Annotated in this window: 14 protein-coding genes; 1 reads left to right on the top strand and 13 read right to left on the bottom strand. The window is 38.8% G+C overall.

Annotation, left to right across the window (positions count from 1 at the left end; all coding sequences use genetic code 11):
• Window positions 1–24: 24 nt before the first annotated feature.
• Complete coding sequence (locus tag NSS65_RS06360) at window positions 25–1,497, top strand: FAD-dependent monooxygenase (RefSeq protein WP_326135077.1); 1,473 nt, start codon at window positions 25–27, stop codon at window positions 1,495–1,497.
• 34 nt (window positions 1,498–1,531) lie between these two features.
• Here NSS65_RS06360 and hag (NSS65_RS06355) read toward each other — a convergent pair whose 3' ends face one another.
• The 13 genes from hag (NSS65_RS06355) to NSS65_RS06295 all read right to left on the bottom strand — a co-directional run bounded on the left by hag (NSS65_RS06355) (window position 1,532) and on the right by NSS65_RS06295 (window position 14,140).
• Complete coding sequence (gene hag, locus NSS65_RS06355; protein WP_025093449.1) at window positions 1,532–2,353, bottom strand: flagellin Hag; 822 nt, start codon at window positions 2,351–2,353, stop codon at window positions 1,532–1,534.
• 286 nt (window positions 2,354–2,639) lie between these two features.
• Complete coding sequence (hag, locus tag NSS65_RS06350; protein ID WP_041116353.1) at window positions 2,640–3,551, bottom strand: flagellin Hag; 912 nt, start codon at window positions 3,549–3,551, stop codon at window positions 2,640–2,642.
• Between the two features lie 264 nt (window positions 3,552–3,815).
• Window positions 3,816–4,721, bottom strand: coding sequence for a flagellin Hag (gene hag, locus NSS65_RS06345; protein WP_046310661.1), 906 nt, complete (start codon window positions 4,719–4,721; stop codon window positions 3,816–3,818).
• Between the two features lie 230 nt (window positions 4,722–4,951).
• Entirely contained in the window at window positions 4,952–6,445 is a 1,494-nt protein-coding gene (locus tag NSS65_RS06340) for a kelch repeat-containing protein (protein ID WP_326135076.1), read from the bottom strand.
• A gap of 118 nt (window positions 6,446–6,563) precedes the next feature.
• Window positions 6,564–7,745, bottom strand: a complete 1,182-nt coding sequence (gene alr / locus NSS65_RS06335) for an alanine racemase (protein ID WP_070325733.1) — start codon at window positions 7,743–7,745, stop codon at window positions 6,564–6,566.
• Window positions 7,746–8,014: 269 nt separating this feature from the next.
• Window positions 8,015–8,638: a GlsB/YeaQ/YmgE family stress response membrane protein gene (locus NSS65_RS06330; protein WP_070325732.1), complete on the bottom strand. Its 624-nt coding sequence runs from the start codon at window positions 8,636–8,638 to the stop codon at window positions 8,015–8,017.
• 483 nt (window positions 8,639–9,121) lie between these two features.
• On the bottom strand, window positions 9,122–9,427 hold the full coding sequence (locus tag NSS65_RS06325; RefSeq protein WP_070325731.1) for a hypothetical protein: 306 nt from the start codon (window positions 9,425–9,427) through the stop codon (window positions 9,122–9,124).
• 693 nt (window positions 9,428–10,120) lie between these two features.
• Window positions 10,121–10,579, bottom strand: a complete 459-nt coding sequence (locus NSS65_RS06320; protein WP_070325730.1) for a GyrI-like domain-containing protein — start codon at window positions 10,577–10,579, stop codon at window positions 10,121–10,123.
• A 225-nt stretch (window positions 10,580–10,804) separates the two neighbouring features.
• On the bottom strand, window positions 10,805–11,038 hold the full coding sequence (locus NSS65_RS06315) for a hypothetical protein (protein WP_070325729.1): 234 nt from the start codon (window positions 11,036–11,038) through the stop codon (window positions 10,805–10,807).
• A gap of 97 nt (window positions 11,039–11,135) precedes the next feature.
• A complete protein-coding gene (locus NSS65_RS06310) occupies window positions 11,136–11,273 on the bottom strand; it encodes an aspartate phosphatase (RefSeq protein WP_120207245.1) in 138 nt (45 codons plus the stop codon).
• The gene (locus NSS65_RS06305) at window positions 11,263–12,396 is read right to left on the bottom strand and encodes a Rap family tetratricopeptide repeat protein (protein ID WP_326135075.1); all 1,134 of its coding nucleotides are present in this window, start codon (window positions 12,394–12,396) and stop codon (window positions 11,263–11,265) included. Before NSS65_RS06305 ends, NSS65_RS06310 begins: the two co-directional genes overlap by 11 nt.
• Before the next feature lie 128 nt (window positions 12,397–12,524).
• A complete protein-coding gene (locus NSS65_RS06300) occupies window positions 12,525–12,944 on the bottom strand; it encodes a GNAT family N-acetyltransferase (protein WP_326135074.1) in 420 nt (139 codons plus the stop codon).
• A 41-nt stretch (window positions 12,945–12,985) separates the two neighbouring features.
• Window positions 12,986–14,140 (bottom strand): MFS transporter, encoded by a 1,155-nt coding sequence (locus tag NSS65_RS06295; RefSeq protein ID WP_268480543.1) that lies wholly within the window; start codon window positions 14,138–14,140, stop codon window positions 12,986–12,988.
• Window positions 14,141–14,227 lie beyond the last annotated feature (87 nt).

The following is a 14,227-nucleotide window of genomic DNA, read 5'->3' as shown; positions in this document are numbered from 1 at the left end:
GTATATTCATTGGAGGCGCATGTTGTGACACAACCCATGAAATATGAGAGGGCAATCGTCATTGGCGGAGGTATCACCGGGATGCTCGCTGCAAAAGTTTTATCAACGTTTTATCATCAAGTATTGATGATTGAAAAGGATGAACTGCCGGACTCTCCTGAGAATCGTCTTGGCACTCCTCAAGCCTTTCATCCACATAGAATGCTGCCACTTGGCAAGCAAATCGTTGAACGTCTATTCCCTGGTTATACAAAAGAGTTACTGGCAATGGACGGATTTAATACCATGCATCAAACCTCTCGATTTATCACAAAAGATGGCGAGTTAACGCTCACTGATACAGAAGAAACCGCCGTCACAAGACGAGCAATGCTAGAGTGGGTATTGATGCAAAGAATGGTAACAGAGGAACGTGTGCAGTTTTTAGAAAAACATGAAGCCATCTCCCTTCAGTTTAAAGAGGGGACTAATCAAGTCATGGGGCTTATTGTGAAGGACCGGCAAGTAAAACCTGGCAGCATTCATGAAATGAAAGCAGACTTAGTGATCGATACGTCTGGAAGAATGTCTAATTTGCCAAAATGGTTGAAAGACGCTGGATTAACCTTGCCACAGACTGATGAGTTACATGTGTTTCTAGGATACAGCACAAGATATTATCAAATACCATCAGGTGCGCCACCCCTGCAATCAATGGTCGTAGTTGGCCAGCCAGACAAGCAAATTCCAACAGGACTGTTTGAACGGGTTGATCATGATTTAGTAGCTGTGCTTCTTTCTGCAGCCGGCGGTTCACATTATCCCACAACGGATGCAGATCAATTTGATTCAGAAACCGCTGGACTGACCCACCCCGCGATAGCAGAAGCCATCACCCATTTAACGCCCTTTACAAAACCAAAAGGATTTAGAGTTCCTTCCTGCGTGAGACATCACTATGAACACATGCAGGATTGGCCAAGTGGATTATTGGTGATGGGCGATGCCTTGTGTACGTTAGATCCCATTCATGGACAGGGCATGACAAAGGCAGCCCTCGAAGCACAAACACTTCACCGTATGCTCAAACAAGCACAAAAAAATGAGCGGCTGTCTTTTGAAAAGGACACATTACAACAAATGCAGCAAGCGAGTGAACTTGGCTGGTGGCTTTGTGCAATTGCTGATATGGCGTGGGACGGCGTCGAGTTAAAAGGAGAAACAACCATCCCCCACTTGACGTTCGTACAGGAATTTTTAAATCGCTACGTACAATTCGCCATTGTGACAAAACAGCCTGAATGTCTTGAGGCATATCACCGGATGCATTCTTTTTTATTAGAACCAAGAGAAATCATCAACTTAGAACAGCTGCACAACATGATTCAAGCTGACACCTCTGGAGAAACCGCTGAATGGTGGAAGCAATGGGATCAAAAGAACGATGAAGGCAACCGAGCTTTTTTCCATGAAGCGGTTCCTGACTTTCGTCTAGAGCACTTGCTGTCATTTGAATGAAATAAAAAAAGCCCCTCTCAAAGGGGCTTTTTCATTAACGTAATAATTGAAGTACGTTTTGCGGCTGCTGGTTTGCTTGCGCTAACATTGCTTGAGATGCTTGAGAAAGAATGTTGTTCTTTGTGAACTCACTCATTTCTTTTGCCATGTCAACGTCACGAATACGAGACTCAGCTGCTGTTAAGTTTTCAGCAGAAGCACCAAGGTTGTTGATTGTGTGCTCTAGACGGTTTTGGACTGCACCAAGAGCTGAACGCTGTTTAGATACAGCGCCGATTGCTGCGTCGATTTTTGCTACTTCGGTGTCAAAGTTAAAGCCTTCTTCATTAACTACAATATCTTTTACAGTTAAAGTTTCTGCATCCATTTTGCCAATCTGTACGTTGATATTTTGCTCAATGTTTGCGCCAATTTGAAATTGGAATCCTTCTTCAACGCTACCATCCAACAGATTCTTTCCGTTAAATGCTGTACGCTGAGAAATACCATCAATTTCATCAACCAAAGCAGTAAGTTCTTCTTGAATAGCTGTTAAATCTTCTGTTTGTTGAGTCCCAACGTTACCTGCTTGAACTGTTAATTCACGCATACGTTGAAGAATCGCATGTGTTTCAGTTAATGCACCTTCAGCTGTTTGAATAAGCGAAATGCCATCTTGTGCGTTTTTAGACGCCATTTCTAATCCGCGGATTTGTCCACGCATTTTTTCAGAGATCGCAAGACCTGCTGCGTCATCTCCTGCACGGTTGATACGAAGTCCAGAAGAAAGCTTCTCCATGTTCTTTTGCCCTGCACCATTGTTGGCAGACAAACGGTTCAGTGTGTTAAGTGCTGCGATATTGTGGTTAATTCTCATGTTAAATGACCTCCATGTGTTTGAACCAATTGGACGTCCTTATCCAAAAGTTCTAAATTAGAATTTTTTTGTAAGCCTTACAATCCATTTATCGAACATTTATGGAATATGTTTAATAAAAAAGGAATAAATAAGGATAAAGTCTCATTCACTATGGTCGTTTCGCTAGAGTATTCCAAATTTAAAGGTCATTTTTCATGATTTATAACAGGGGTTTAAGAATCATAAGACTGGAGAAAACGCGAAGAAAAAAACATAAAAAAAAGCCCCATAAAGGGGCCTGTCATTAACGTAGTAATTGAAGTACGTTTTGTGGCTGTTGGTTCGCTTGTGCAAGCATTGCTTGAGACGCTTGAGAAAGAATGTTGTTCTTCGTGAACTCACTCATTTCTTTCGCCATGTCAACGTCACGGATACGAGACTCAGCAGCTGTTAAGTTTTCAGAAGAAGCACCAAGGTTGTTGATTGTGTGCTCTAGACGGTTTTGAACTGCACCAAGTTTAGCACGCTGAGATGAAACTTGGTTGATAGCTGAATCAACAATTTTTAGTTGTGTGTCAAAACCAACATCTGTAGCATCTGCTGCATTAGTTGCAAAGGCTGTTACATCTAAATCTTTAATGGATTGGTTTGCAACGATACCACCAGTTCCATTATCGACACCTAAAGCATCTGCACCCATATCTTGGATGTTCACTTTGATTTGTTGAGTTGCATTAGCTCCGATTTGGAAAACTAAAGATGGGTCAGTATTTACTGGTGGGGTAGAAGCTTTAAAATCACCATTTAAAAGTTTTTTACCATTGAATTCTGTACGATCAGAAATACCATCAATCTCTTCAATTAAAGCATCCATTTCGTCTTTAATTGCAGTTAAATCCTCACCTTGCTGTGTACCAGTATTTCCAGCTTGTACGACTAGTTCACGTACACGTTGAAGGATTGAATGAGTTTCAGTTAAAGCACCTTCAGCTGTTTGGATAAGAGAGATACCGTCTTGTGCGTTTTTAGAAGCCATTTCTAATCCGCGGATTTGCCCACGCATTTTTTCAGAGATTGCAAGACCTGCTGCGTCATCTCCTGCACGGTTGATTTTAAGACCAGAAGAAAGTTTCTCCATGTTCTTTTGGCTCGCACCGTTGTTTGCAGATAAACGGTTTAATGTGTTAAGTGCTGCGATATTGTGGTTAATTCTCATTTCCTATTACCTCCATGTATATGGGACCTGACAGACGTCCTTGTCTGAAAAAAGTCCTTTATTCTAGGGCTTAACAACCCTAACAATTAAAATATCGGTTTATTTTAAAGGATGTTTAGCTTGATTCAAGATTAATTTATGAATTTATCTGTCTAAATTCACAATTACGCTTAATACCCCACTCCTAAATTTTATTAAAAAATTAAATATCATCCATATTTTTTAATTAATAAATACAAAAAAGCCCCATAAAGGGGCCCGTTATTAACGTAGTAATTGAAGTACGTTTTGTGGCTGTTGGTTCGCTTGTGCAAGCATTGCTTGAGAAGCTTGAGAAAGAATGTTGTTCTTCGTGAACTCACTCATTTCTTTCGCCATGTCAACGTCACGGATACGAGACTCAGCAGCTGTTAAGTTTTCACCAGAAGCACCAAGGTTGTTGATTGTGTGCTCTAGACGGTTTTGAACTGCTCCAAGCTTAGCACGTTGAGCAGATACTTGGTTGATTGCAGAATCAACAATATTTAATTGCTCATCAAAACCGCCTGCAGCAGCAGCAGCTACATCTGCAAATTTAGTCACATCAATGTCTTTAACACTTTGACCAGCAACAATTACTCCAGCATTTTTTGCACCAATTGCATCCGCACCCATATCTTCGATATTAACATCAATTTGTTGAGTTGCGTTAGCACCAATTTGGAAAGTCAAACTTTTTGTAGTTGCAGGATCACCAGTATCTTTAAACGTACCATCTAACAATTTTTTACCGTTAAACTCTGTACGGTTTGAGATACCGTCTACTTCTTCTTGTAGAGCTTTAATCTCATCTTGGATAGATTGAAGGTCAGTACCTTTATCTTGTGTACCAGTGTTTCCAGCTTGTACAACTAGTTCACGAACACGTTGAAGGATTGAGTGAGTTTCAGTTAATGCACCTTCAGCTGTTTGGATAAGAGAGATACCGTCTTGTGCGTTTTTAGATGCCATTTCTAATCCGCGGATTTGTCCACGCATTTTTTCAGAGATTGCTAGACCTGCAGCGTCATCTCCTGCACGGTTGATTTTAAGACCAGAAGAAAGTTTCTCCATGTTCTTTTGGCTCGCACCGTTGTTTGCAGACAAACGGTTCAATGTGTTAAGTGCTGCGATATTGTGGTTAATTCTCATTTCCTATTACCTCCATGTATGTGGGACCTGACAGACGTCCTTGTCTGAAAAAAGTCCTTTATTCTAGGGCTTATCAACCCTGACAATTCTATTATCGGATGTGGTTATAGGATGTTTAGCAGATTTTTTAAAAGATATCACATTTTTTCATGACGTTAATCCTAATTTTAACAAATTTATCAAAATAAAAGCTGCTGATCTCTTATCAGCAGCTTTATCATTTATGGATTTCAGTATTGCTTGATATCAAACATTAAGATATTTTGGTATACGACATAATCCTTCTTACTTGTGAAAGGACCTTTATTGTGTTCATCATTGATTTCATAGAAGTTCATACCAATACCAAAGCTTCTTTCTTTGTACCAGTTAAGAAAATCGTTGATTTCTTTCATTGAAAGCAGATAATCCTTTTGCAGCCCGTTTATCATCGTAATTGAAAGTATGCCTTTTGTTGATTCTTCACCAGGTTTTGTTCCGTCTTGATCCTTTGGTTCTTCAGTTGTGCCGTCACCTGGCTTTGTTCCGTCCTGATCTTTTGGTTCTTCGGTTGTGCCGTCACCTGGCTTTGTTCCGTCCTGATCTTTTGGTTCTTCGGTTGTGCCGTCATCTGGCTTTGTCCCGTCCTGATCTTTTGGTTCTTCGGTTGTGCCATCATCTGGCTTTGTTCCGTCCTGATCTTTGGGTTCTTCGCTTGTTCCATCACCTGGCTTTGTTTCACCTTCAGCAATTTGCAAATCTTTTAATGAAATAGAGATCACTGATTTGTAATCACTTTTAATCGATTTTGATTGATAATATTCTTTGAAATTCCTTCCACCTATGATATATATCGTACCATCAAGTGTTACAGCACTTGATCCCACTCTAGCTTCAGGCAATTCACTTATACTTTTTTTCACGGAATTAGAAATGATATCATAATACTGTGTATATGGTAATATTGAGCTGGATCTGTCAACGCTATGCTGACCGCCTACCATAAATAATTTTCCCTGATATGTTGTAAACGCTGCTCCTACTTGATAAAAATTCAGCTTTGATTTTGTTTGTACCCACTTATTTGTTTCAATGTTATATTCATATATTTGGGTATTTTGGGAACCTCTATATCCGCCTGTAGCATAAATTTTATTGTTAATGACTTCTGACATAGACATCCCAGTAAAACTCTGAGGAAACATTTTTAATTGTTGCCATTTATCCGTTTTTGTATCATAACTATAAAAATTATGTTCTTGATAAGGACTTTTACTCGTTGCAAGAATATAAATCTTATCGTTTTCTTCAGTCGCAATAATATCTCCATTTGTCACAGCAGAACTTGGTATTAGAATTGGTTTTTCCGACCATGTATCAGATTCTGCATCATAAATATCAATCGTATTTTCGCTCTCTCGGTATGCTCCTCCAATGACGTATATTTTCTTACCTATAGCCACTGCTGTACTATCTGTTCTTTTTCTAGGCATATCTGCTTTTGAGCTCCACTCATTTTTGTGAGGATCATACATGTAAGTATTTTTATTACTCGATGATTTTTCACTACTTCCCCCAAAAACAAAAATCTTCCCATCTACTACTGCGGAACTAGAATGAAGTCTCTCTTCCGGTAAGTCCGCTCGCTTCGTCCACCCATTTGTTTCAGCTGCATGAGCTTTTAACGGATGAATTGTGACCATCATAAAAATAGTCAAAAGCACTAAGAATAAACCTTTTTTCATTATTTCATTCCTCCAAATCTTAAATATCCCTCCTTTTATCGACATATTTGTAATAAAATTTAATTTTTATCATTGTACACCAGAACAAATATCCTCAAATTGCACCTGTTATTTACCCTCACACATACATCACCGGTGTCGATATTTTAATAATCTTTCCGCCGCGACGATAAAATCTTGGGACGCGCCGGCTTAAGGTGGCGATGACTTCGTAGTTGATCGTATTGAGCATTTCGGCGATTTCATCGACAGAAATTTCTCCGCCCTTTTGACGACCATATATGACGACTTCTTCGCCTTGCTTTGCTTTCATTTCTCCTAAACTGATCATCGTCATATCCATGGTGACGCGGCCAGCAATCGGCATTCGTTTTCCGCGGAAAAGCATAAATCCTCGATTGGATAATGCTCGTGAGTACCCATCTGCATAACCGATTGGTATGGTTGCTATAACTTCATCAGGTTTTGCTACATAGGTTGCCCCATAGCTGACGGTCCTTGGCTTTGTCACCATTTCCTTCACGAATGCAATCCTTGCTTTTAAACTGAGAGCGGGCTCTAGCTTAACAGCATCTAAACTCTTAATGTATTGCGAAGGATACAGTCCATAAAGTCCGATGCCTAGCCGTATCATATCTGCGCTAAATTCAGGAAATGCGATGGCAGCCGCTGTATTGTTCATATGTACCGTGGGCAAAGTAATGCCTTCTTTTTTTAAGAAACGAAGAAAATCAATAAAAATGCTGTGCTGCATTAGTGTGAAATCAGGGTCAGGCTCATCCGCAGTGGAGAAATGCGTAAATATTCCATCCCACCTCAGGTTTTCACTCTTTTCAAGCGCCTCCACCACCTCTAACAGCTCTTCCTTTGTCCGTACACCTAATCGTCCCATCCCTGTGTCAACATTGACATGAATCCCAAGGCGATGCTGACTTTCTTCTTCCGCTAAGATCTCATTTGCTTGAACAATCCAGTCTTCTCGAAGGCCGGAGAGATCAATTCTCCAGGCTGCAGCCCTTTTCACACAGTCGAGCGGGGTAAATCCAAGGACCAGAATCGGTGCTTCAATTTTTGCTCTCCGCAATACAATACCTTCTTCCAAGCTGGCAACCGCAAGCTCTGTCGCACCGCTTTCTAGTGCCTGCCGCGCTACTTCAACTGAGCCGTGTCCATAAGCATTTGCCTTTACGACAGCCATGATCTTGCTTTTCCTTGGAATATGCGCTTGAATGGCTTCGATATTTCTTTTAATCGCGTCAAGATTGACCTCGATCCAGACTTCCCTGCAAAGCTTTTGCATGTATGTTTCCTCCTCATCACATGAGTCATTTCGATATCAATGTTCGTTTCTTATCTACTCTATCTTTATTCATTTTTGAGAAAAACATTCAACTACAATAACTGGACCAGCCTTGTCAGTAGTTCATTATATGTGTAAAAGAAAATGGGACGAGAAATTTCCCAGTTCACTTTACCTTTCACCACGCTATAGGTGATCAAGAACAAAGATAAAAAAGGAATCACATGAAACTGTGACTCCTTTCTTTATAGTAACTTCATGGAATGTATTTAATCAGCAGATTTCATCATTACATCAATATGATGATACACCTCATCCAAACTTTCTCGTTCAGCCAAATATTCAGCGTTATTCTTACTAACAGGTAAATCAAATTGTAGAAAAGTGATGGTGATAGTTGATTTTTCTTTATCATTCATTGTTAACCTTAATTGAAGCGTCGAAATCTCTTCTGAAAACGCTCCTGTATAGTCGATCTCAATTGAATGTTCACTCGGTACACCATCTTCTAAAATTTCGACTTGATGAATATCTTTCAGTGAAAGGTCAGTGACTGCAAATGTAGATTTACGAGATGACCCGCTAGATTGATGTTTAATAAAACGTATTTTCTTTGCCTCTTCATTAACTGCCAATGCCTTGTCAACATTTTGTGAAAAGAAGTATTTTGAAAAGTGAAACCCATTTTCGTGAAAGAGCATCATCATCTTGTCTAACATGATATTTGGTTCGTTCTGTTCTCTCTTTCTTTGTAATCTACCCGCTATCAGTAAAATGATCACTGCACCAATTATACTGATAGCAGTTCCCCCGCCATTACCAACTTCTAATAAAACAGTAAAGCCTAAAAAAGCAATAAAAAAAGCGATAACGATACCTATGATGAATAACACAATGCTCCCCCTATCATGAGCCTCCATTTACAAATTGATCTAGTCAAAGTATAGCATGGGCACATGCTGATAAATGAAGTGATGAAGAAGAAATGGCATCAAGCTTTGATTCTACTGACAGACACTTGTTATTGAAGCTATTGAATGATTCAACAACAAAATCCTCTATAATGAGCTAGCTGACAGATCGATTAACAGTCTGTTCTTTTAGTAAAAAACACTCAATCATGCATCCCCTCAATTGTTATCTCGAATCGACTTTGTTTTAAGCTGTTTATTGATATAAGAAAAACATCACCCAGCAAAAAGCTGAATGATGTTTTTTCTTATTTGTCGATAACATTTTCTGTACATCTTCAAATGAATATAGCGTTAGCAACTTCATTGCTTAATTAGATTATTCCCCTGGAAAATCCCTCTTAAGTTAATACTAACGCATACCAGCTATAGGTATATTCACACTTTACCGAAAGTCTACTATATTTAACCAGTTAACGTTACACTTTCAATTTTATTCACATCTATTAAACTAGTTGCAGTACCTCCAACCGAAGTTGGGTCATTAAAAAATACAATGCCCTCTGTTTGGTTATAAGTAACAAAACTACCTGGGCCATAAAAATAACCTGAATCACCGACGATACCGAGAGCAGTACCTGGTGTAAGTCCCGCAAAAAGCCCATTAAATTTCGAACTTGCGGTAGGATTTGATGATTGGTTTTTACCAAAATTTACACTTTGCGAGATATTTAAACCAAGAGCCGATAAATTCTGTGTTATATTTCCCACGATAATGCCTCCTTCTCTATTTTTTATATTCCATACAGTCTATTCACATAGAAATTTTTTGAATGAGTTTAAAGTGGAGTTTTACGGAAGAAAAATGAGACACGGAGGACTTTTGAGACTGCGTTGTTCAGTTATCGACTTATACGCTTGCCTTCCATTCCAGGCTAATAAAGGAATGATGTTTTGTGTGAAGCACGGCACCTATCAATCAAGCGGTGCTAATCAATATCTTCATTTTACTAATAAGCACAACATAATAGGACGCTGGTGTCCCTGGAAACACAGCCATATTGAATAGGCTAATCATAAAAAATATAGTGGAAATTCTTCGGAATAATGTTGATTTCAACATTTTAATCACTCCTCATTCATGCGATATATTCAATATCGCATTCGTTGTCAGTCTTGCGCGCTGCTGGCTCACGAATGACAAATTCGCTCCGCGCCAGTGCGCGTCCTTCCTAGACTTCAAAGGTTTTCTATCACGCTGAAAAAAAGACAAAGGCCTAAAACAAAGATCATTTTAGCCCTTTGTCAACAATCTGTACAGACCATAAAGGTCAGTTTTCATTATGTCTATAAGTTGTGCTTATTCGGACTACAATGAGTTTCTTTCATTCTTCCGAGGAATGTCATTGTCCCTCAGCTACATATCACATCTACAAATTTATTCTTAGAAGTTCGACAAGGGTTTTAAAAAATAGGCAGTAAGAACTCACACACCTTATCTTCGCCTTCTTCTTCTCTATATCGCTCTATAATAGGAGCCTGACGAATGTCCAAATGATTGTTTTGAATAACATGAGGTAAATGACTCCAAAACAAATTCACTTTTTCAGTCGTATGTTTCACCGTAAAAACGGCATACTTTCCCCCTTCAAAATGACCAGTCTGAACCATTTGATCTTTTGAGAAATCTCTATTTGTCATTAACATGAAATCATATCTGCATCTTTCAGGTAAAGTTCTTTCAGGATCATCTTGAGGAACACCATATATACCATATTCCTCCAATTCATCATTTAAATGATGTTGGGCTATCCATTTTTTAAAACTTTTCATCATATCTAAATTCTTTTTGCTGCCGTATGGTCCTATATTTCTCATAAACACCATTTTCATATTCTTTAACATTTCTATTTTGTAATTCATGATTTCCCTCCAACACTTATTGGAAGACTGGCCAATCATTCCTTACATCCAACGGTAACATCCTTTAAAATAGAATGCAGTAGGATATTAAAAATAATGTAATGTATGATGAAAAATACATATGTTGGATTTACGATCTAGATCGTACATGAAGTAACTCATTTTCTCTTCATTAGATATCAAATTTTTTCAAATAAAAAAGAGCAGACTATAGCCGCTCACTTTTTATTGATTTTCCTTTGAAGATTTAGCACCGAGAAAGACGCCAATCAAATAGATGATTGTTCCAAAAAACAAACCATTTAACAAACTGATAAACAACATCTTACAAACTAGGCCAACATAATAAGACGCTGGCGTCCCTGGAAACACAGCCATATTGAACAGGCTAATCATAAAGGCTAAAGCAAAAGATATAATGAAAATCCTTCGAAATAATGTTGATTTTAACATTGTCACTTTACTTCCTCCTCAATATCTTTTCTATGGAAAAAATATTCTTTATTCATAGCATATATTCCGTCTTAAAATAAAAAGCCCTTTAAGGGCTTTTTATTTAAGCAGTATAACCGATACTTGCAGTATGACCTCTCCTAGCTTCATCATGACTTGCTGTCACTTCAGATGTAAAATAACCAACAATACTGATGACACTGATCATCACAAATACTATTGATAACGTTTTAAATTTCATACTGACAGTCCCCCCGCTTCACTTGAGTTTGGAAATAAAGAATCTTTTCATAAAAATGCATCGCATTGTCTTTATCTCCCATTTCATTATAATATTTTGCAGCATCTTTTGCTAAATCTTCAAGATCAGGATACATTGACTTTATTTCTAGCGATTCCATAATTTTTTCCAACTGCTCAAAATTGTTGTCAACATATAGTGATCTTAAAAATTTGAATATCAATAACAGCACATGGTCTTTCAGCTTTTCAGATAGTTCTATGCCGTTATATAAAGCATACTTACCTAAATCCTTTTCTTTCTTTTTGAAATAGGCTTTTGACAACATAATGAGCGGGTCTAAGATTCTATTTAAATGTTCGTATCCCTGCTCTCTAAATGCTCGAATTGAGTCATTAAAATGTATAATTGCTTGGGCTATTTCATTATGATGAAAATAACTCAACCCTAAATTATAGAGTGCTGATCCTTTTAATCGTTTTGTTGAGTTGTCGGCGGCTTTTTCTAGTGCGTGTTGAAAATGGGGTATTGCTTTTTCGGGGCAGCCCATATCTATATAGTTTAATCCGATCACAAAAGAACATTGTATTTCTCTTACAGTGTATGTCTCTTTTTCTCGATAGCATTCTATCGCCTGTGCGATATGGTGCATGGACATGTGGGTTTGTTTCATGTGGTAATAGATTTCAGCCATCTTGTAATTGAACTCGGCCCGTTCAATATCGTCACTGACAAGAGACAGCTTTTTTTCTGCCCGTTTATAGAAGGTAATTGCATTTAGGTATTCATAGTTTTCAAATTCATACATGCCGTAGAAAAAATTGAAGTAATACTCGAGCAGTCCTGTTAATTTCTCTTGGTCCCTTTTGATCTTCATTGCGAGCTCCTTGAAGTTGGCCCGCTCTTTCCCATTTTCTAAAGGATTCAAGTAATCAAGCATTAATTTATGTCTGAACTCCATGAGTGAGAAATACAAAAATAAATCTTGATTTTCTTCCATATAATCAAGCATTGATTTGATTTCCTCTTTATATGCTTCGGCGTCCGGTACGTTAAATTTTTGAATATGATAATACCATTCATTGATTTTTAAACCGACGTGAGAAGAAAGCACTTTCTCCATCAGCTCTTACCCCTTCCTCTATTTTCCCTATAATTACATATATTACTATTTTATGCGCCATTCGACACCGAAAAGAAACCGCAAAAAGGCCCTATAAGGGCCCTGTGAATGATAAGATAAAATGACTTCTATTCATAAATAAGCACCCAGTATTCCGCCCCAGGTTCTCCTTCTTCCACAACAGCCTTCCACCCTCTTTTTTGATAAAAAGATAAAGCATTGTGATTGTCGGAGACACATTTGAGGGTGACCGGTGTTCCTAAAACTTTTATCGCTTGTTTGAGCAGCAGATCGCCAGCCCCTTGACCAGCAGCTTCTGGATGTACAAACAAAAGGTGAATAAAACGATCTGGTACATATAGAGAAATGAATCCAAGGATTTTATTGTTGTCCTCAGCTAAGAAAATTTGATCTTCCTGCGTATCTTGATCAAAATCTTGCAGATGGAGTTCTTCTGGATTGAGCCAGTGAAAGCTCTGGCGCCGGGATTCTAAACAGATTTGTCTTAATTGTGGATAATCGATCGTTTTTGCTTCTCGAATGAGCAATAGAATTCCCCCGTTTATATTGAAATGTGAAGCTGCATCATTTAACTCGACACTTCTTCTTTTCTACCAAGTTTCATTGATAACTGAACGCCAATCATTAACGAGACGATGACAAGCATTGCCACAATGGAAGCATAAAAATGTCCGCTTAGATCGAAAACCAAACCAATGAAAAACGGACCGAATCCACCCACGATGTACCCGCCCATCTGCGACATCGCGGACCAGGTTCCGGCTTCCTCCGGAGTACTCGTCTCCATAATCGGGAGCATAAGCGCTAAAGGAAATAACCCCCCGGCACCCATACCTAGGAAAATGACGGCTGGCAAGATCGGCATTGGCAGAAGAAGAAAGATAAGTCCAATGAGTTCAGACAGACTGCATAAGATGAGAAATAATTTCGGTTTTCCTAATCGAGTAACGACCGCTGGAACGAGTAGTGCCACCGGAATCTGAATGAGTGTAAATATGGTCAAGAGCATGGCAGCATATTGCGGACTGTTTCCAAAACTAAGAGCAATCGGTGAAATCCATGCCGTCAAAGAATAAAACATACTGGACATAAAGCCAAAGAACAAGGTGAATTGAATGGCCTTTTTGTTTCGCAGCGGCAATTTTAACGGCAACGTTACAAGATCATTCTGCTCATTTTTGCGAGCTAAACCTATCCATAGAATAAGGGCGATCACCCCTAGAATAGCCCAGCAGGACAATGCAAATGGAAGATGATGCTGACTGCGTAGATAAATCGGAATCGTGAAGCCGGAAGCGAGCGCTGCACCTATTGTCATCGAAATTGAATACACACTGACAATACCAGGATTTCTCGGGAAATATTTTTTAATAAAACTAGACAATAAAGGACCTGCGAAGCTAATCCCTACCCCTCCAGCAAACGCAGTCATGAGCAGGATAGCAACCGATTGGCTAGTACCACGCAGTCCAGTGGCAATCGTGATAAGAAGAATCGAGAAAAACAGCGTTCTCTCTAAACCAAAACGCCGGCTGAGTATCGTTGCAACGGGAGCGAATATTCCCATACAAAGGACAGGCAAAGTGGTCAAAAGACTTGCTGTCAGTGCGTTTACTCCAAGCTCTAATTGGATCATGCTCATCATGGAAGCCACGGAAGTAATGATCGGACGTAAGTTTAAAGCGGCTAAAAATAAAGCGACTAAATAATATATTTTTTTCATCAATACCCTTCTTTCTCTCTCATCTTGTTAAGGTTACTTTGAGTATAAATCTGCCGCATTCATTGATCAATACAATAAATCGTATTA

Origin of the sequence: Bacillus sp. FSL K6-1006 (genome assembly GCF_038593175.1) — a bacterium.
GTDB classification, from domain to species: domain Bacteria; phylum Bacillota; class Bacilli; order Bacillales; family Bacillaceae; genus Bacillus; species Bacillus safensis.
This window is presented reverse-complemented; position numbering and strand designations above follow the sequence as displayed.

What these genes read in the sequence shown, in the direction of transcription:
- hag (WP_025093449.1), bottom strand. Translation starts at nt 2,353, where the DNA reads ATGAGAATTAACCACAATATCGCAGCACTTAACACACTGAACCGTTTG.
- alr (WP_070325733.1), bottom strand. Translation starts at nt 7,745, where the DNA reads ATGCAAAAGCTTTGCAGGGAAGTCTGGATCGAGGTCAATCTTGACGCG.
- NSS65_RS06310 (WP_120207245.1), bottom strand. Translation starts at nt 11,273, where the DNA reads ATGAAATTTAAAACGTTATCAATAGTATTTGTGATGATCAGTGTCATC.
- NSS65_RS06340 (WP_326135076.1), bottom strand. Translation starts at nt 6,445, where the DNA reads ATGAAAAAAGGTTTATTCTTAGTGCTTTTGACTATTTTTATGATGGTC.
- hag (WP_046310661.1), bottom strand. Translation starts at nt 4,721, where the DNA reads ATGAGAATTAACCACAATATCGCAGCACTTAACACATTGAACCGTTTG.
- NSS65_RS06305 (WP_326135075.1), bottom strand. Translation starts at nt 12,396, where the DNA reads ATGGAGAAAGTGCTTTCTTCTCACGTCGGTTTAAAAATCAATGAATGG.
- NSS65_RS06295 (WP_268480543.1), bottom strand. Translation starts at nt 14,140, where the DNA reads ATGAAAAAAATATATTATTTAGTCGCTTTATTTTTAGCCGCTTTAAAC.
- hag (WP_041116353.1), bottom strand. Translation starts at nt 3,551, where the DNA reads ATGAGAATTAACCACAATATCGCAGCACTTAACACATTAAACCGTTTA.
- NSS65_RS06320 (WP_070325730.1), bottom strand. Translation starts at nt 10,579, where the DNA reads ATGAATTACAAAATAGAAATGTTAAAGAATATGAAAATGGTGTTTATG.